Source organism: Nocardia sp. NPDC004654 (assembly GCF_040609595.1).
Taxonomy (GTDB): Bacteria; Actinomycetota; Actinomycetes; order Mycobacteriales; family Mycobacteriaceae; genus Nocardia.
The window spans coordinates 235,040-252,362 of the sequence record NZ_JBEXKI010000009.1 but is presented as its reverse complement, the minus strand read 5'-3'; the positions used below and the strand labels follow the sequence as shown (position 1 = coordinate 252,362).

At 68.0% G+C, this 17,323-nt stretch carries 18 protein-coding genes; 4 read left to right on the top strand and 14 right to left on the bottom strand.

Annotation, left to right across the window (positions count from 1 at the left end):
* The first annotated feature begins 107 nt into the window (after positions 1-107).
* The 3 genes from ABZV58_RS28710 (at position 108) to ABZV58_RS28700 (ending at position 3,209) form a co-directional block, all read left to right on the top strand.
* The gene (locus ABZV58_RS28710) at positions 108-1,181 is read left to right on the top strand and encodes a tyrosine-type recombinase/integrase (RefSeq protein ID WP_355003462.1); all 1,074 of its coding nucleotides are present in this window, start codon (positions 108-110) and stop codon (positions 1,179-1,181) included.
* Positions 1,182-1,508 (top strand): helix-turn-helix transcriptional regulator, encoded by a 327-nt coding sequence (locus ABZV58_RS28705; RefSeq protein ID WP_355003296.1) that lies wholly within the window; start codon positions 1,182-1,184, stop codon positions 1,506-1,508.
* A gap of 438 nt (positions 1,509-1,946) precedes the next feature.
* Positions 1,947-3,209, top strand: coding sequence for an integrase (locus tag ABZV58_RS28700; RefSeq protein WP_355003295.1), 1,263 nt, complete (start codon positions 1,947-1,949; stop codon positions 3,207-3,209).
* A 26-nt stretch (positions 3,210-3,235) separates the two neighbouring features.
* Here the strand turns inward: ABZV58_RS28700 and ABZV58_RS28695 are convergent, their stop codons facing one another.
* The 14 genes from ABZV58_RS28695 to ABZV58_RS28630 form a co-directional block, all read right to left on the bottom strand.
* Positions 3,236-4,708, bottom strand: a complete 1,473-nt coding sequence (locus ABZV58_RS28695) for an SCO6880 family protein (RefSeq protein ID WP_355003294.1) — start codon at positions 4,706-4,708, stop codon at positions 3,236-3,238.
* Positions 4,705-6,165, bottom strand: a complete 1,461-nt coding sequence (locus ABZV58_RS28690) for a hypothetical protein (protein WP_355003293.1) — start codon at positions 6,163-6,165, stop codon at positions 4,705-4,707. Before ABZV58_RS28690 ends, ABZV58_RS28695 begins: the two co-directional genes overlap by 4 nt.
* Positions 6,162-6,959, bottom strand: coding sequence for a hypothetical protein (locus ABZV58_RS28685; protein WP_355003292.1), 798 nt, complete (start codon positions 6,957-6,959; stop codon positions 6,162-6,164). The genes ABZV58_RS28690 and ABZV58_RS28685 overlap by 4 nt, the downstream gene beginning before the upstream one ends.
* A gap of 16 nt (positions 6,960-6,975) precedes the next feature.
* Complete coding sequence (locus tag ABZV58_RS28680; protein WP_355003291.1) at positions 6,976-7,617, bottom strand: hypothetical protein; 642 nt, start codon at positions 7,615-7,617, stop codon at positions 6,976-6,978.
* 19 nt (positions 7,618-7,636) lie between these two features.
* Positions 7,637-7,870 carry a hypothetical protein gene (locus ABZV58_RS28675; RefSeq protein ID WP_355003290.1) on the bottom strand — a complete coding sequence of 78 codons (234 nt, stop codon included), beginning with the start codon at positions 7,868-7,870 and terminating at the stop codon, positions 7,637-7,639.
* The gene (locus tag ABZV58_RS28670) at positions 7,864-8,691 is read right to left on the bottom strand and encodes an alpha/beta fold hydrolase (RefSeq protein WP_355003289.1); all 828 of its coding nucleotides are present in this window, start codon (positions 8,689-8,691) and stop codon (positions 7,864-7,866) included. The genes ABZV58_RS28675 and ABZV58_RS28670 overlap by 7 nt, the downstream gene beginning before the upstream one ends.
* A gap of 139 nt (positions 8,692-8,830) precedes the next feature.
* Positions 8,831-9,127 carry a hypothetical protein gene (locus ABZV58_RS28665; protein WP_355003288.1) on the bottom strand — a complete coding sequence of 99 codons (297 nt, stop codon included), beginning with the start codon at positions 9,125-9,127 and terminating at the stop codon, positions 8,831-8,833.
* On the bottom strand, positions 9,124-9,804 hold the full coding sequence (locus ABZV58_RS28660) for a hypothetical protein (protein WP_355003287.1): 681 nt from the start codon (positions 9,802-9,804) through the stop codon (positions 9,124-9,126). The genes ABZV58_RS28665 and ABZV58_RS28660 overlap by 4 nt, the downstream gene beginning before the upstream one ends.
* Positions 9,805-9,807: 3 nt before the next feature.
* Positions 9,808-10,539, bottom strand: coding sequence for a hypothetical protein (locus ABZV58_RS28655; protein ID WP_355003286.1), 732 nt, complete (start codon positions 10,537-10,539; stop codon positions 9,808-9,810).
* A gap of 125 nt (positions 10,540-10,664) precedes the next feature.
* Entirely contained in the window at positions 10,665-12,113 is a 1,449-nt protein-coding gene (locus tag ABZV58_RS28650) for a cutinase family protein (protein WP_355003285.1), read from the bottom strand.
* A gap of 132 nt (positions 12,114-12,245) precedes the next feature.
* A complete protein-coding gene (locus ABZV58_RS28645; RefSeq protein WP_355003284.1) occupies positions 12,246-13,388 on the bottom strand; it encodes a lipase family protein in 1,143 nt (380 codons plus the stop codon).
* Positions 13,385-13,588, bottom strand: a complete 204-nt coding sequence (locus ABZV58_RS28640; RefSeq protein ID WP_355003283.1) for a hypothetical protein — start codon at positions 13,586-13,588, stop codon at positions 13,385-13,387. The genes ABZV58_RS28645 and ABZV58_RS28640 overlap by 4 nt, the downstream gene beginning before the upstream one ends.
* A gap of 64 nt (positions 13,589-13,652) precedes the next feature.
* Positions 13,653-14,630 carry a cutinase family protein gene (locus tag ABZV58_RS28635; RefSeq protein ID WP_355003282.1) on the bottom strand — a complete coding sequence of 326 codons (978 nt, stop codon included), beginning with the start codon at positions 14,628-14,630 and terminating at the stop codon, positions 13,653-13,655.
* Positions 14,627-15,493, bottom strand: a complete 867-nt coding sequence (locus ABZV58_RS28630) for a hypothetical protein (protein ID WP_355003281.1) — start codon at positions 15,491-15,493, stop codon at positions 14,627-14,629. The genes ABZV58_RS28635 and ABZV58_RS28630 overlap by 4 nt, the downstream gene beginning before the upstream one ends.
* Before the next feature lie 628 nt (positions 15,494-16,121).
* On the opposite strand from ABZV58_RS28630, the gene ABZV58_RS28625 reads away from it, so the two are divergent.
* Positions 16,122-16,970: a helix-turn-helix domain-containing protein gene (locus tag ABZV58_RS28625; protein ID WP_355003280.1), complete on the top strand. Its 849-nt coding sequence runs from the start codon at positions 16,122-16,124 to the stop codon at positions 16,968-16,970.
* The last annotated feature ends 353 nt before the right edge of the window (positions 16,971-17,323 follow it).

The following is a 17,323-nucleotide window of genomic DNA, read 5'->3' as shown; positions in this document are numbered from 1 at the left end:
ACCGTGATTCGTGCTGTAACCGGCGTGTTGAGGTTGTCTCGGCTTTTCTGAAGCGTTCTCATGTGTCTCGATCTCCTTCCACGTCGGGTGAAAGCGAGGTGTGTGGGTTGGGTGTCAGGGCGGTCCAGGATCTGCGGTCGGTGCGGCCGGCAGCCTCGGCTGAGGAGTTGGAGCAGTTCGAGACCGATGTGCTGGCCGAGTTCGTACTTGCGCGTTCGGCCGCAGGTCTTGTCGATGAAACGATCCGGTGTGACCTGAGCAATCTCGAGCAGATGCGGTCGTGGTTCGGTCGTCCGTTGTGGGAGATGGAGCCGACCGACGCGGACGCCTACTTCGGGAGGGTGCTGCGCGGATCGCCGAGCAGCACAAAGTTCGCGCGTTGCGCGGCCTTGTCGGTGTACTTCGAGTTCCTCGAGCTTCGACACAAGGTCGAGTTGCATGCAATGACCGGCCGGGTGGTGGAATGCCCGATCGACGAAATGAATCGTCCTCGCGGCCAACGCGACACCCGAGTGCGGATCCCACCACTGCGTGAGGAGGTCCAGACCTTGTTCGCGGGGTGGGCACAGGAACTGACGACGTGCAGGAAGTTCGCACCAGCCGCCCGGAACTACACCGCGTCGCGCCTGATGGCCGATGTCGGATTGCGGATCAACGAAGCCCGCCACCTCGACCTGGACGACATCCGTTGGGAGCTCGGATATTTCGGCAAACTCCACGTCCGCATCGGAAAAGGCGCACGAGGGTCGGGACCGCGGCAACGGATGGTTCCGCTGCTCAACGGCGCCGACCGCACCCTGCGCTGGTATGTCGAGGACGTGTGGGGACAGTTCGGCGACGACCACACCCGCCCCGGCGCGCCTCTGCTGCCCACCGAACGCATCAACGCAGACGGAACACGAAATCGCGTCGGCTACAACGCCTTGCGTCGTAGCTTGGCTGAGGCGACACGGACGCACCTGCCGACATGGGCAGGGCGGATGTCGCCGCACGTCCTGCGCCACTACTGCGCTTCGCAACTCTACTTGGGCGGCGTGGACCTGATCTCGATCCAGGAAATGTACGGCCACGCCTGGGTGAGCACCACGATGAAATACGTTCACGTGCACCGAAGCCGGATCGAGGACGCCTGGATCGCCGGTCAGCATCGCGTCGGCACGCGTTTGAAGGGACTGATGTGAATGCGCTGGAATCTGCGTCTGGCCGCAGCGAACCGCGGCATCTGGCAAGCCTCGCAACTGCAGCGCCTGCTCGCCGAACGCGGCCTGATCATCTCTGCGGGAAAGATGTCGCACCTGTGGTCGGGCCAGCCCGCCTCGATCAAACTCGCCGATCTGGACGTGGTCTGCGCCGTGCTGAGCTGCGAGGTCGGCGAACTGCTGATCCCTGAACCCGAATCGGTGCCATGTCCCGCCTCCGGCAGCGACGTTGTCGCCGCAGGCCAACAACAACCTCGCTCCCCGGTCGTGCCCCGCCGCCGCGACGGGCGTTCGATGCCGCCGACCTGACCGATGGCCGTCCAACATGGCGTCGCCCGCCGACCGGAGATCGCACGCTCGGTGACCAGTTGCTCCGAATGCCTGGCATGGGGCCTGACCTATGCTCAGGGCGTCTGCTTGCCCTGCTACAACTTCGCTATCGGCTACCGCCGCAGCATCGGTTGTTGCCTGGCCTGCCACCGCCGACTGCCGGTCATGAAGGGCTACTGCCGCCTGTGCTGGTGCCAGGCCCGACTCGACCGAGCCGCCACCGCCGAAAATGCCCGCGACAGAACGGTTCTCGCCACATACGCAGCGAAAGTTCGGTACCACCAGCTGTTTCTGGCCGACCTCTCTCAGCGCCACGCGCCGCCACCGACAACGCCGCGCCGACGCGGGGCGAAAGGCCGCCAGCCCAAGCAAGCGCCGCCGGTCGCGTCTCGACCCAGTCTCGACTCCGTACAGCTGATGTTGCTGCCAGACCTGCCACGCACCTATCGGCGTGGCCGTGTCGATCTGAGATCGAGTGCCCCGCCGGACAATCCATGGCTGGCCTGGGCCCTTCACTTGGCCTGGACCACGGCCGAGAGCCGCGGCTTCGGCCTCAAGGTGCGCTCGGCGCTGAACCGGAACCTGGTCATGCTGCTGGCCACGCACGCCGACGGGGAACTCGTCCGCGTCTCGCAGTTCCACTCGCTGGTCTGTACGCGTAGGGGTGGTGGCGCGCTCGTCCACGTCATCGACATCTTGTCGGCGATGGAGATCCTCGCCGACGACCGGCCCGCGGTGTTCGATATCTGGCTCGCCGCCAAACTCGACGGCCTCGCCCCCGCGATCGCCCATCAGGCCGAACGCTGGGTTCGCGCCCTGCACGACGGTGGGCCCCGCCAGCGCCGCCGCGCACCTGCGACCGCGATGCGCTACTTCAATGCGGTACGGCCCGCACTGCAGACTTGGTCGACCAGCCACGATCATCTGCGTGAGATAACTCGTGGCGAGGTCCTGGCCTACCTCGCCGAACTGAACGGTAAGCCGAGGCTTGACACGCTGGGAGCGCTGCGGTCGTTGTTCGCCTGGGCCAAACGCGACGGCGTGGTCTTCCGGAATCCCTGCGCCCGGATCCCGGGCACACCGCACGTCCGGCCGATCTACCAGCCTCTGTCCGACGACGAGATGACTGCTGCGGTGCGCGCCGCAGACACTCCACAGGCGCGTCTGTCTGTTGTGCTGGCCGCCATCTACGCGGCCCGGCCCGGGCAGATCCGGGCACTGCTGCTCGACGACGTGGACCTGGGCAAGCGGCGCATCACCATCGGCGGCCGTGTCCTTCCGATCGACGAGGTCACCGCTGCTGTGTTGCGCGAATGGCTCGACCACCGGCGCAGCCGCTGGCCACGCACCGCAAATCCGCATCTGCTCATCAGCAAGGAGACCGCTCTTCGCACTGGACCGGTCAGCACCAAGATCCTGCCATCCCCATCCCAGCGTGGTCTGGGGGCGACTCTGGAACGACTGCGCATCGACCGCAAGCTCGAGGAAGCCATCACCTGCGGTGCGGACCCGCTGCATCTGTCGGCAATGTTCGGAATCTCCGACACCAATGCGATCCGATGGGCCGCCAACGCCCGGCAACTGCTGTTCGACCCTGACGCCGCCGACTCGCCAGCTTCCGCACCAACCCGAGCACGCACCCACCCGAATATCACGGGAGAGCACTCGGGTTCCCGCTGACGACGCTTCAGTTTCCGTGAACTCGTTCAACTCGATACCCGCTTCGAGATGGAGGTGTGCTCGGGCAGGATCAACCCGATCCCCAGCGAGGCGGCGAAGGCGGCGGCTTGGCTGCCGTAGCAGCGGCGCACCCCCAGCCGCGAGGCCGCGGCCATCCCTTTGACCGAGGCTTCGATCCCGGGCAGGTCCCCGTCGAGGTGATCGGTGACCGTCACCAGCACCCCGAACCGCGTCAGCCCGGCGCCGCGGGCTTGTTCCTCGCGGGCGGCTTGGGTGTTGGCCACGCGGATCCGCGCTGAGGCCGAGGCGATCCCGCGTTCGGTCTGCTCCGCGGCGACCGCGTCGCGGAAGTCGGAGTCCACCAGGCTGGTGGCCTCGGCGGCCGAATGCAGCCGGTAGACGATCGCGACCCGCTTGCGCGGCACGTCCGCGCGGGGACGCAACAGTTCCTCGAGCACGGTCTCCATCACCGCCCCACGCGGGGCCGCGTCCATCTCCCAGGTGATCGAGCGCGCACCGTCGTGGAGGTAGTGATCCCACCGATCCTGATGGGCGATCGGACCGACGCTGTCCCACGACTGACTCGACGTGATGTCCGCGCCCGCGGCTTCGACATCGCGTTGAGCAGCCAGGTCATAGCGGGTACGCACCAGCCCCAGCACTTCCCACGCCTGCAGCGGGGTCGCGGGTAGACCGGCGCGGGCGAGTTGGGAGAGAACGCCTTGCAGGCGTTGCCCGATCTCGCGGGCCTGCTCGGCTTCGTCGCGACGAATGCGGCCTTTGCCGATGGCGCGGTAGGTGATCGCGATCCGCGCTTCGATCCGCACCCCGACCCCGCCGACGTCGGCGGCGGCTTCCCGCATCACCGACTGCGCATACGCAGGCGCGTCCGGGCGAACCAGGCGCGCGACCTCCCGCGCTTGCTTGAGCCGGGTTTCGACCACGTTCTCCAGCACCGCGGTCACCGCCACCACTTCCCCGCCACGGCTCTGCGTGGCCAGGAACTGGCCGTACCCTTCGACCCACGAGTCGATTTGGGCCTGGTCGACGAGTTCCTTGCCGCGCGGGATCACCCGCAGCACGACGGTGTAGTGGTCGCTGCGGCGGATGTGGATCATCGCGAACCGTTTGCCGCCCGCGGTCTCGTACTCACTGAGCTGCGAATCGGCCAGCAGCCCAGGCAGTTTCGCGACACCGGGGATTCGGGAGAAGCGGCCCGCGCGGTAGAGGTGCTCGCCGCGGGCTTGGGCGGCGGCGAATTGCACCCGCAGCAATAGGATTTCCCAGCCGGTGCGGCCGTTGCGGGTGATCGCCAATGGGGTGAATACCACCGCGGACGCGACGATCAACCCCATAGCGACCGATAGCGAACGGGTGACGAGGAACCCGACCATCACCGCGATGATCATGGCGAGCCCGAGCATCGACACGCCCCAGGTCAAGCCGAAAAACCCAGCCGAGCGGGGCTTTTCCCACCGGCCGTACATGCGCGCTGTCATCGCCGCACCTCCCCCGGGCCCAGTGCGTCCGGATCCCACCCGGCCTCGCTCGCATCACGGACCTGGCTATCGATGGCAGACACCCCGTGCTGGGCGAGGTCCACTCCCATCTGAGCGCCCATCACCGCGGCACCGGCCGGGCCCGCACCAGCACCCGCTGCCGCACCCCCGCCACCGCCACCGCCACCGCCACCGGCACCGGTGCCGGCACCAGCGGCATTGGTGCTGGCGGCTTTCCCCTGACCAGTACCGCCGCTCGGGCGTGCGCTGCCGCCTCCACCGGCCCTGTGGCTTATCGCGGAGCCGCCAGACTCACCGCTCGTGCTGGGTCCTGCCGAACCACCACCACCTGTCATCGGGCGTCCGCCACCACCGGCCGAGGAACCAGACGGTGTGCTCGGTGGTGAGCCGCTGGGAGCGTTTTCGCCTTCGCTGACCTTGCGGCCGCCCGAACCTCCTCCGATCGAGGCCATCGCCACACCCGCCGCGCCGCCTGCCAGCACCGCTGTCGCGCCACCGCCTCCTCCGAGGGTGGCTACCGCCGGGGCGACCAACCGGATCAGGGCGGGCAGGACGATGACCGACATCACGAGCAAGATCAGTCCCAGCAGCACCATCTGCGGGTCTTGCTGGTCGCGTCCGGCCACAGTGAACGCGATCGCGTACACCAGCGCGCCCACCGGTTTCCACAGCACAAACGCCAACGACCACGCTAGGAGCCGTTTGTAGGCTTGCGAACCCGGCCCGGTTCCCGAAGCGGCTGCTGCGATCGGAAGCACAGCGACAACCAGGATCAGCAGCGCTTGCCGGATGACGAGCATGACCAGTTGGATGAGGGTGCTGATGATGCCCAGTAGGAACAGCACCAACAGCACACCGGTCCCGAGCCCGGACCGTGACTCGAGGTCGAATTCCACGAGTTCGGCGACTGCGCCGTGCATGTCTCCGCGGGAGGCGTCGAAAATGACCCATTCGGCGAACCCATCGCCTGCGCGAGTACCAGCGGTGATCACCGCGGCGAAGGTCATCGAGGCAAAGACTGCGCGGGCCAGCATCAGAAAGGTCTCCTGAGCTTCCCCCGCGGTGCCGCCGCGCTTGGCCAGCGCCAGCCGTGCTGCCGCGAACAAGATGCCCGCCGTCAGCAGTACTACCTGAAGGCCACTGGTGTACTCGCGCACGCCGGAAAGCGCTGTGCCCGGCCCGTCGTTGGAGTCGGTCAGTTGTGGTGAGGGCAGTGCTGTCCACCAGGTCATGAGAAACCGCAGAATCGTGCCGAAGCTCTCACCAAGCTCTGTGACGAGGTCGTCCAGGACCGAACTGGCAGCTTCCGACGCGGTTTGTTGAATTTCTTCGCACGCTTGTCGCGGCCCTAGCGGTAAGTCACAGACATCGGGCATCGGCAACTGGGTTCGCCAGTACTCCGCACCGTGGGGCGCTGAAGTGAGCGTGGTGGTCATGGCTGTCCCTTCCACGACCCGAACCCGGTCAATGTGGAGACGGAGGTGCCTGGGCCCCAGAGGGTTTCGATGTTGTCTGGGACTCGCACACGCCAGTCACCATTGATCCAGGCCATCGGCCAGTCCGCGACGGTGTACCCGTGGGCGGAGCGGGTGGCGACCTGCACGACGGCCAGGTCGTCGCGGTAGCCGGGCTGAACCCGGACCCCGTCGGGCACCACGACGTATCGAGCCGCGTCGGTGGTGCGCTGGCGTGAGCGAGCGAAGCGGTCGAGCAACGCTTGGCCGCCGCCGTAGTAGCGCTCGCGCACCACCTGCTGCCAGACGCCTTCCGGCGCTGAGAGGGCACGTGCCATCGCATCGACCGCCGCTAACGCCGCGCCTTGTGGTGTGCGCGCGAACGCGATCGCGACACCGTCGTAGATGGCGGTGGGTCCGTCGCTGCTCGAGAATGGCAGTGCTGCACCGCCCCACCCGCGTTGCCACTGCATCCGCGCGGGTGCCGCGCTCAGGTAGTCGGGGCGTGTTGGGTCGGGCCGGGCAGTGAAATCCTGCGGCAGTACAACACCGGAGTCCTGGGCTGGGGTTTCGAGTCGGTTGCCGAACAGGTCGGTGCTCGGCGGCCGTGGCGTCGTCAGCGACGGTTCGGGGTAGGTGCGTTCGGTGGGTCCGTGGCCGGGATCAGCGGGGATGTCGCGAGGCTGGTCGTCGCGGGTGATGGTGAGAACGAAGGCTGCGATCACAACGGCGGTGATGCTTAGCAGCAGGATGATCAGCAGGCGTTGGGTTTTCATGATTCGGAAGGTCTCCTCACCGGGGCGTGAACGTGACCATGTCGGCCGGTGCTACCGGCACAGCGGTCACCGGGCTGGTGGTGGGGTCATCGGGCAGTCGCAGCCGCCAGTCCTCGCGCTGCCACAGGACCTGGGTGGTGTTGCGGGTGACGGAGTTGTCCGGATGCAGGCTGTAGACCGCCACGTCGGTGGCGTCGAGGGTGTAGCGGGTCACCTGGTAGCCCAGGATTTTCGGTGCGCCCTCGGCGATTGGGGTGGTGATCGAGATCTGGGCGCGCGCGGTGGCCCAGGCATCGCGGCCACGCCCAGCCGCGAGCATCTGCTGACCGACCGCAGCCCATTGGCTGTCGGTGGCGACCGACAGCCGCACCGTGGCGTGGATCGCAGCCAGCGCGGCACCGGCCGGGGACCGATCGAACCCACCCGCGACCGGGCCCTCGGTACGGTGGGGGCCTTGATCGGCGACCGGTAGCTCGATGCCTTGGAAGGGCCGCCACACCACCCCAGTCGGAGGTGTCGCGATCGCCGCCGACGAAGGTGTCGGGGTTGATGAGGTGGTGTCGTCGCTGGTGCAGGCGAGGAGCCCGGCGGCGGCGATGGGTCCGGTGAAGGCCAGCACGGCGGTGACGCCGATGCGGTGGTTGCGGGTGGTGTTCACAATTCTCCTGGTAGGCAAGTCAAATGGGGAGCACGGCGAGGGCGATCGAGCTGGCGGCGCCGAGGAGGGCCGCTCCGAGCAGTGCGCCGAGGAGTCCTTCGAGGCTTTCTTCGCGGTAGCTGCGGATCGCGAGCAGCCCGGCGACCCAGACCGCGCGAGCGATGCACAGCAGCAGTACCAGCCATGCCAGCCAGCCCAGCAGCTGCGTCAACGGCGAAAGGACCTGCGCGGGAAGGGGTTCGGCGATCACCATGGCGTTCTCCCGTGTTGGTGGTCGCGGTAGGCGACCTCAAGTGCGGCCAGGATCGGTTCGGCAGCTCGGGCGGGGTCGACGTGCGGCAGGGAGTGCCCGGCACCATGGATGGCGTCGTAGTCGGCCCACAGACGCTCGGCCAACCACTGTGCTCGGCGCGGGGCGATGATCGGATCCGATTGCCCGGCCAACACCCAGGTGGGGATCCTGCGTAGGACGCTGACCACCTCGTCACCGAACGGGGTTCCCTGGTAGGCGCTCAGCGCGGTGCCGAGGGCATCGACGTCTGCCTTGCTCGTGTCGATGCGGCTGCAGCGGGGCAGACCACCGTTGGGTGGGTCGTAGAGGTTGCTGGTCAGCTCGGCGAGCAGGAGATGTTCGCGCCGTCGAGCCCCACGGGCACCGTGGGCCTCGAGCAGCGCGGTGACGTCGCGAAGGTCTGGCCACGGGTTGAGCAGGACCAGTCCCGCCAATGCGCCAGCCCGGCGCGGGTAGTGCTGAGCCCAGGCACTCACCAGGAGCGATCCGGCCGAGTGCGCGACCAGGATCACCGCACCGTGGGCGAGGGTCAGGATCGTGTCGAGGTCCTCGACCAGCACCGGCACGGCTGAACGCGCGTGGTGCCGATCGTAGAGGTGGCGTTGCGGGCGCGAGTAGACGATCTGGGTGATGCCGCCGTCGAGGCGAGCGTGCAGGTGGGCGGTCAGCGGCGTCCAGTAGGTGGAGTCGGTGAGCAGTCCGGGAATGTAGACCACGCTCGCCGGGGACAAGACCGGCCCAAGTCGCGTCGCCGACAGCGAGATCCCGTCCGCGGCAGCCATATTCACCTGCTCGACCTCTACGCGTGTGGCCGGTCCAGGTGAGCCGATCGCTACGCAAGGAAAACTCTGGCCGGGGCTGCGTGCTGCGTACCGCGTGGCTGTATTTAGGTGGGGATGGTTCCGGTTGGCGGGCATGGGGTTATGCGCCTCCGGTGACGACGGCGTTCATGATCCCGCCGGCGCCGGTGGCGATGATGCCGCCGACCAGAGCGCCGAGGATGATCTTGGGAGATTCGACCGCCCCGCCGTGGAAGCGTTCCCACCCAAATTTCCCGCCCGCGTATATCAGCGAGGCGATCCCGGCGAGCATGACAATCCAGGACAAGTAGTTGACCAGGTTGAGCAGCTGCGGAGCCCCAGGCGGTTCAGTGGGGGTGATCCTGATTTCCTGGGCGAGAACGGTCAGCGTCTCGCCGACCGCGGAGGCAGTGGTCATGACGTGTGCTCCGAATCGGGTTGTGCCGCAGCAGTTGTACGGGTGGCGACCAGGTGGGTGATGATCTGCGTGCCCGCGGTGTGCACGTCGTCGGGGACCGCTTCGCTCAGCCGAGCGTGCCGCCGCCTGCGCGGCGGCGGGTCGAAGGGGAGGTGCTGCGCCAGCTCGCCCAGTTCCCGCACGACCAACTCGTCGTGCCAGCCGATCTCATACACCGTCTCCACCAGCTCGGCGACGACGTCGCGGTAGCGGCGCACCGCGGCGGGAACCTTCCCCGGCCGCGCCGCCGACAGCACCAAGCCGATGACGGTGACACCGTCAGGCGCCAGCCCGACATGCCATTCCCGCAACCGCTCGGCCGCGGCAGTGAGACCCGGCATGCACAGTCGGGCCGCCACGAGGACCCGCTGAGTGGTCGCAGGTGAAGCAGGCCAGGCACGGCCGGTGTCGGCCGCCGGGGCCCACCATCGCGCCAAGGTCGAGGTCCCCGCGCCGCCGTGGGCGCCGAGCACTGCGAACAGTGGCGGATGCGCTCCAGTCGTGGGCAGCGGCTCCTCACGGACCGGCGCTCTGCGCTCGGCTGCGGGTGCGGTGATCGTGTCGGGATCGAAGCGGCGGTCCGCGCCGGGTTGCGAGGTGTGGTCGCCGGTGGTGTGCAGGTGCAGCGGTGCGGCCATGGTTCAGCCCCGCTTCTGGACGTTGGTGATCACCGTGGCACCGTCTGGGTTGTGGCCGACGTTGATCAGTTGCAGGTAGTCGATGCGCTGCCCGTCTGGATGCAGCTCGACGAGATGCACGTCGGCGGCACCGTCGGCGATCGGGGTGATCGCCACGCAGTGCACGGTGCCCGGCGGGATGGAGGCGATACCGGCGGCTAATGCCTCGGGGATGATTCCGACTTCCGGTGCGATCAGCCGCAGCGCGGCCTCGGCGTTGCGTTGCACGTAGTAGGCGTGTTCGAACGCCGCGATCACCCCCGCCTGGCTATGGGTGTCCCCTTGGCCGTCGGTGACGGTCTGCCCGGAAAGGCCCGCGCACGCCCCGGCCGCAGCCGATGTAGTGGTGGTCGGCGGGCTCGCTGTCAGCGTCGGGATCATCGCGGGCGTGTAATCACGGTCGGCGATCGAGACGATCCCGGCGACAACGAGCACCGCGGCCACACTGAGCGCGGTCAGCAGAATCAGCCATACACGCCGCGGCATCCAGGTGGTGCGGACACCGCTGGGGGCAGCAGGCGCAGCGGTGGGTGGGTGTGCCACCCACCGCCACTCGCTTCCGCCACCGTCGGCGTCCTCTGTGCTGTCGTCGGTGGGAACCGCTTGTAGGACAGCCGGTTCGGTGCGTTCGATCCATCCCAAGCCGTGCTGGGGAGATATGTCGGTTTGCGGGTACGGTGTGGGGATGTCGGCCATGGCTGGTGGTCACCTCCTCGGCGTTCGGTGTTCGGGGGGGACGGTGGGGCCCTTCGGGCGGAAGTGCCGGGGTAATCAGCGCTCGCGGGCCCGAGACGGCTGATCGGTTCTCCGCCCGAAGGGGTTCAGGGCCCGCCCGGCGGGGTGGACGTCGCCGCGGGCGCGCTGCTAGTCGAGTGGGATGGTGTGGACGTGGTGGCGCGGGAAAGCGGTTTCGGCGTGGCGGCACCCGACCCCGAGGTTGTGGCGGCGAGGTCGCGGGCTGCGGCGGTGAACCAGTCCGCGGTCACCGCGAAGGTCGAGCGGCCCGCCGGTGTGGCGGGAACACTGCGGTAGGAGCCGTGGCGGCCGGTGGTGTCGCTGTACTGGGCTGAGGCGGACAGGGTGTAGAGCTCACGGGGGTCGGTGATCGTGGAGGTGATCGCGGTGAAGGCGTCGTTGATCCAGCGGCTGGCTGTCTGCGGTGGCACCAACTCCACCACCGCGCCCGCGAGTTTGGCTCCCAGCGTCGCAACCGCCGCCCATGGACTGGCCAAACCAACGGTGGCCAGCTCCGCGACCGTCGTCGGGGTGAACACCTTCTGCGCCACCGAGATCACGGCGTTCAGGCCGATACTTCCGATTCTGAACAGCGCGGCCAACGCTTCGTGCGGCCCGGGTGGTGTGGAATTCGGCTGGGAGGCTTGCGCGATGCGCTCACCGAGAGTTTTGGCTGGTTGGTAGGACAGTTGGTCCAAGCTGGTACCGCTCAGGTCCTCGTTGACCACACCTACCGCAGTGGTGTAAATGGTTGCCGAAAGCAACTGCGCGACAGTGGAAATCGCCGAGATCGGGTCGCGCAGGTCGGATCGGGCGGCGATGTTGGCGACCGTTCTCGCCAACAGCGAGCCGGTCGGGGTGTCACAGGTGGCATCGCCGGGAACGCACAGGTCGGCGACCCGTCCGGTCAGCGCGCCGTACCCGGGCGCCTGCGGCGCGGCGGTGATCCCAGCCCCGGACAAGGCGGGGCTCGTCAGGGCGATCGCCGAGACCTTTTCCCCCGCCGTGCCGGGCGCCGGGGATGGTGTAGTCGATCCGGATCCCGGCAGCACCGCGGTGCTCGCTGCCCGGGCGGGGTTGGCCAGCAACGCGATCGCCGCGACTTGGTCCGCACCGACCCTCGCGATACCGGTGCCGACTCGGTGGGCGAAAGTCGATACGGCAGGTGCGCCGTGGGCGTAGCCAGCGGCGGCGATCTTGGTGTTCGGGCAGCGGGTGAGGACCTCGGTCGCCATCTCCTCGAGCTGCTCCGCCGCCGCGGTGACCGCTTCGTCGTACGGTGGCTGGGCACGGCCAGATTCGCGGCCGTAGGGGACATAGGCCCGTTGGACGAGCTCGCCTGCGACAGCGGCCATCGGCCCGAAGACCTGCCCCAACGCACCAGAGTCGCTGGTGGACGCGACACCTGGCGAGGACTCTTGCCCGCCCTGGACGCCCAGGACATACAGGCTTGGGCAGGTTTTGCCCATCGGCACATCAGGGTCGGCGTGGGCACTGCCGAGGACCGTCGTCGAGATCGCAGCAGAGCTCACCACCACCGCCAGAACACGGCGAAGTAGTCGCCTGGTCGTAGGTTGAAAGTTTCTGCGGTACACGGTGATTACCTCGATCTCGATGGGGTTGCCTGCCCGCACCCCGGCGAGGGGTCCCGGGTGCGGGCAGGCGATTCAGGTTGTCTGCGGGGCCGAGCGGGTGGTGGGGCGGCGCAGCAGGTAGCTGGCCAATCGAGCGATGGCCTCGCTGGCTCCGGCTTGGGCGGTGTCGCGGTGCGCGGTCGGGTATTCGCGCCAGGACAGGTCCACGCCGAGGGCGCGGTATTCGGTGAACAGCCCGCGGCCCATGCCGACGGGGACGAGAGTGTCTTGGGTGCCGTGGTAGAGATGCACTGGCGCCAACGGTGTTGCGCGGCCACAGGTTTCGTTGCCGAGCACATATCGCCAGATCGGGTCGTTCCACGGATCCGGGCGTTCGCACCACCGCCCCAGCGGCACGTCGCGATAGGTGCCCAGCAGTCCAGCCAGGTTCATGCCACTGGCCGCTTCCACCGCCTGCTCGCCGTCGTCGGTGAGGATGTGAGCGGCTGGCAGATGCGCGTACGCGCGCCCTAGCCCGGTGAGTCCGGCCAACGCCAGCCCCGCCCACGCCCCGCCGTCGAGCCCGAGCACCAAGGCCCCGGGATCGGCGACGACCGCCCCCGCCGCGACACCACGCAGGTCCAGGTCGGGGGCGTAGGTGGGCTGTTGTTCGGCCGCCCACACCGCCGCCCGCCCGCCGTCGGCGTATCCCCACACGACCAGCGGCACGTCGACCGCGTCGAGTTCGGGGAGCACGCGCACGGCGCGGGCGAGGTCGAGCACCGCGTGCGCGGCGGCGCGACCGGCCAGAAACTGGTGCGGCCCCAATCGGGTCATCCCGAGGCCGATCCCGTCAGCGATCGCGACCGTCCACCCGCGGGCCAGGGCCGCGGAGATGAACACCGCTTCGGGTTCGGCGCCGTCGGCCAAGAGGCGCGAGGGTGCGCAGCCTCCGCCGAGACCGTGAAACGACGGGCAGTACACCAGCATTGGACCGGGACCGCCCCGTTCGGCGCTCACGGGGGTGATGACCGTGCCGGAGGCGGGGATGGGTGCGGAGAAACCAGTACGGGTGGCGTAAACGAGCTGCCACGCTCGTCCGGCTTCGTCCATGTCGGTGAGTTCGATGCTGCGGCGGCGCAGAATGTCGCCGGGACGGGGGTCGAAGCCGATCTGGCTGCCGGTGAAGAAGTCGTCGACCTCGTTGACTGGGAGGGGTTCGGTTGGGTTGGTCATCGGCGGGTTCCTGCGATGTCGTGAGCGGCGGCGACCATCCACGCGACGCCGGAGTTGAGTTGTCCGGTCAGGGCGTAGCCGTTGTGGCGGGCGACGGTGTCGGCGTAGCGCAGCCAGATCGCCGGATTGACGAGGTCGGCGTTGTCGGCGACCAGCTGTCCCCACGCCGCGCCGAGCTGTCCGGCGAGTTTGGGCAGCAACCCGAGCGGGTTCGCGGCGACGGTGGCGGTGACCTCGTTCCATCGCGCCGCCGCCGCACCAACGTCACCGGGAGTGGGTGCGGGGGTCGGCGGCGTCGATCAACCGCCCAGCCAGCGGCAGCTGCGGGGCGTAGTCGACGTTGCCGCTACCGACCTGAAAGTCGTTGAGTATCACCGTGGTCCACGCATCACCGAGCGCTGCGTGGAGCAGCGCGTTGAGGGAGCCGATCGCGGCGATCGGGTCGCGCAGGTCGGCTTGGGCGGCGATCTCGGCCCCCACACGCAGCAGCGCGGCACGGTCCGGCGCCGAGCAGGCCAGGTCCCCATCCACACAGATGTCGGCCACCCGCCCCGTCAACGCGCCGTAGCTGGTCGCACCGTCGGCGATACCGCCACCCGCGGCGGGCGGGTTGGTGATCTGCACCGCCGACACCGCGACCCCGCTGGTCCCCGGTACGGGGTCGGGCACCGTCTGACCAGGGCGGCCCGGGAAGATCGGAGCACCGATCGCGCGGTCGGCGTGCGCGTACAACGCGATACCGGCGATACGGTCGGGTTCGACTGGTCCGACTCCGGCGCCGACGTCAGCGGCGAAGGACGACATCGCTTGTGCACCTTGGGAATAGCCGATCCCGGCGATCATCGTCGCGGGGCATTGTTCGGCGATCTGGGTGACGGCGGCATCTAGCTGGGCGCGCGCGTCGCTCACCGACGCCACATACGGGTCTGGCCCGCCGCCGGGGACCGCGCCGCCGAATCCGGCGCCATAAGGGATGTAGCTGCGCTGCACCAACCCCGGCGCTGCCGACAACACCGGCGCGATCAAAGCACCGACCACACCGGTGTCAGCCAACGGATCCGCAGTCGGCGACGACTGGCCGGTGCCTTGAATTCCCAGCACATACAGTGCCGGGCAGCCCGGCCCAATCGGCACCGCCGAAACAGGGCCGGTGCTGGTCGTCGCCGCGGCCAGGCCGACGGCGGCCATCACCGCAGCGGCAGCCGCAGCAGCGCGGGCGCGGGCGTTGGTCGAGGTGTTCATGGCTGGCCGACCCCTACTCCGGCACCGAACCCCGCACCGACAGTGCCACCGGCGACCGCACCGACCGCTGCGGCCGGGACACCGATGACCGCGGCACCGGCAGCGGCACCGGCGGCGGCACCGATCGCAGTCCCGGCAACCCCTGAAGTGACGGTCCCGATCACCGGTACCGGGACGAAGGTGCCGAGCGCGGCTCCGGCAATTCCGCCGATAGTTCCGCCGATCAAGCCGCCTACGACCGCGCCGGCGGTGCCTACGGGTACCCCGGCCAGGGTCGCGCCTGCCGCGCCGCCGATCCCGGCGCCGGCGAGGGTGGCGCCGCTGACTCGGTCCGAGCGCCCCGCCGGGATGCCGATCGAGTCCAGTGCGGTCGCGACCTGCGCCTCGGCAGCCGCGGCGGCGTCGTTGATGACCTCCGCGCAGTGCGGGGGGACCCATTCGGGGCGTGGGGTCTGCCATTGGCCGATGCGGATGGTGTTCTCCGGCGCTTCGATCGGCGCGACCGGCGGCACCGGCTCGGGCAGGTGCAGTTCCTCGATCCGGATCGGCTCGACCGGCGCGTCCGGCGGCGGGGCCGGGCGTGAGGGGGCTTCGTTGCGGACCTGCGGCGGCTGGGAGTAGTAGACGACCGGCGGCGGTGGTGGTTGCGGCGCGGGTTCCGGTTCCGGTACCGGCGGGGCGGGTGGCGCCGGGGGCGGCGTCGTACCGGGCTGCGCGGGCCCGGTCACCCCGGGCTGGTCGGCGATCACCGCTGCGGTGTCGGTGGCGGCGCTGGCCGCTCCGGCCGCGGCGATCACCATGGCCATCGGAACCGCACCGGCCAGCAGCACGCGACTGGCGCTCGACTTTCCGTATTTGGGCATGCGAAATAATCCCTTTTCATCATAGGGAGGAATTGGGGTTTTGGAATCGGTGAATGCGCGAGGGCCGCGCGGTATTTGCGGCTCCCAGAGGCGACTTTGCCTCTGGGAGAACACTTCTCAGGGTGCTTGCGTCAGATGAAGGGCAGAGCGAGCGCCAGCGCCTGCGCTGCCACGGCCAGGCCGTTTGACAGCACCGACAAACCGGCGTTCACCCAACCGAGAATCACGAAGGGATCCAAAATAGTTTCCTTTCAGGCGGTTCGGACTTGCTCTTCTATCCAAACCACGAAAGGTGTTGGAGCGCTAGGGTTCTGGCGTACCGATTAATCGGTACGTTTCCTTTCATCACAGCGATACACGCCGTATCCAGGGCGTTTGCCGATGATTTGACGAGCCAACTGTCGTACCGATTTTTCGGTACGCCCCTACGAGCACCAGCCGAAACAGGCGAGGTGGGCATGCGCGACGTGCGTCTGGGCCAGCTATCGCTGGGCGAGCTACGGGACCGAAAGCCCTTGCCGGGGCGCTACCTGGTCTGGTAGGAACGAAGCATCATCCCGGGGGTAACCGCTTATCGTATCGCTACTAGTCCTGTGACGGAAGACAATTGGAAAAGGGGGGAACTGGCATGGGCCAGAATCCCACACGCCGATCACCAATCATCAGAAGACCCAGACCACTGGTCGCCATCCCGACCTTCGGCAGCACCTGCCGACTGATCCGCGAGGATCGGAAGCTGTCTCTTACCAACGCCTTCCCTCGCCTCGGAATCTCCAGATCCCGCCTCCAGCAGATCGAGGAAGGCCGTCCACCCACCCTCCAAACAGTCGATCGGATAATCGCCGGCTACGAGGTCGACCCGTTGATGGCGCGGCACCTACGCGAACTTCGGGCCCCCGCCGACGAACTTCCGCCAACCGACTACCTGCGTCAGTGCGTGCGCGAGAAGACGGACGCGATCGCTCATCTGCGCGACCTCGATGAACGCGGCGTCTTGGCCGCCTACCTCGATCCGTTCTGGAACCTGCTGGCCTGCAACGAATCCTTTCGAGCTGCGGTGCCAGGACTGACGGAAACCGGGCTGATCGCTGCCTGGCTGTTCAGCCCGGCCGCCAGAGACGTCTTCCTCGACTGGCCCAGCGAGGCCACCCACGCGGTCGCTTCGAGCAAACCCATCCTCGGCCGATACCGTGACTCAGCGCAAGCCCTGCACTTCATCCAGGTCCTGGGACATATCCCAGAGTTCGTCGACTTGTGGATCTCGAGCCTCCGCGTCGCCTACGGCCGCGACACCGCCGACCTACTACACCTCCGAGACCCCGCATCTGGAGACCCCGTGTCGTACAGCCTCAGCATCTCTAACGTCACCCAAACCGAGCACGTGTTGCTCGTCACCGCGATCCGAAAGCCCTACTCCGGACCCGCGATACATCACCCGTTGACAGGTTCGCGACACGCCGAAGCGACACGCCCATAGCCTTCGGATCCGCCGTGAGAACCACACACGTCTCAAGCCGACGATCCCGACCCCGCCGCCACCGTCTGCGCCCGCCTAGATCGCCTTCCAGCTATCTAATGGCACGCCATCCATAAGCTCGCGTCGCGTTCGGGCCGGACCATAAACTGACCGCTTGGGGCCTTCGCCGCCGCGATTTGCTATACAACGCCACGGAATTGCACATAATGAATGAGAGGAATCTTCCATGTCTGACTTCCGAAATGTGATGTGTGGCAGCCACGCCGCCGCGCTCAGCCCGCCCCGGCAGTCTGCGGGCGGCACTGCCACGACATCACCCTGCCGCCGGAGTGCATTGTGGACAATGACCCGGA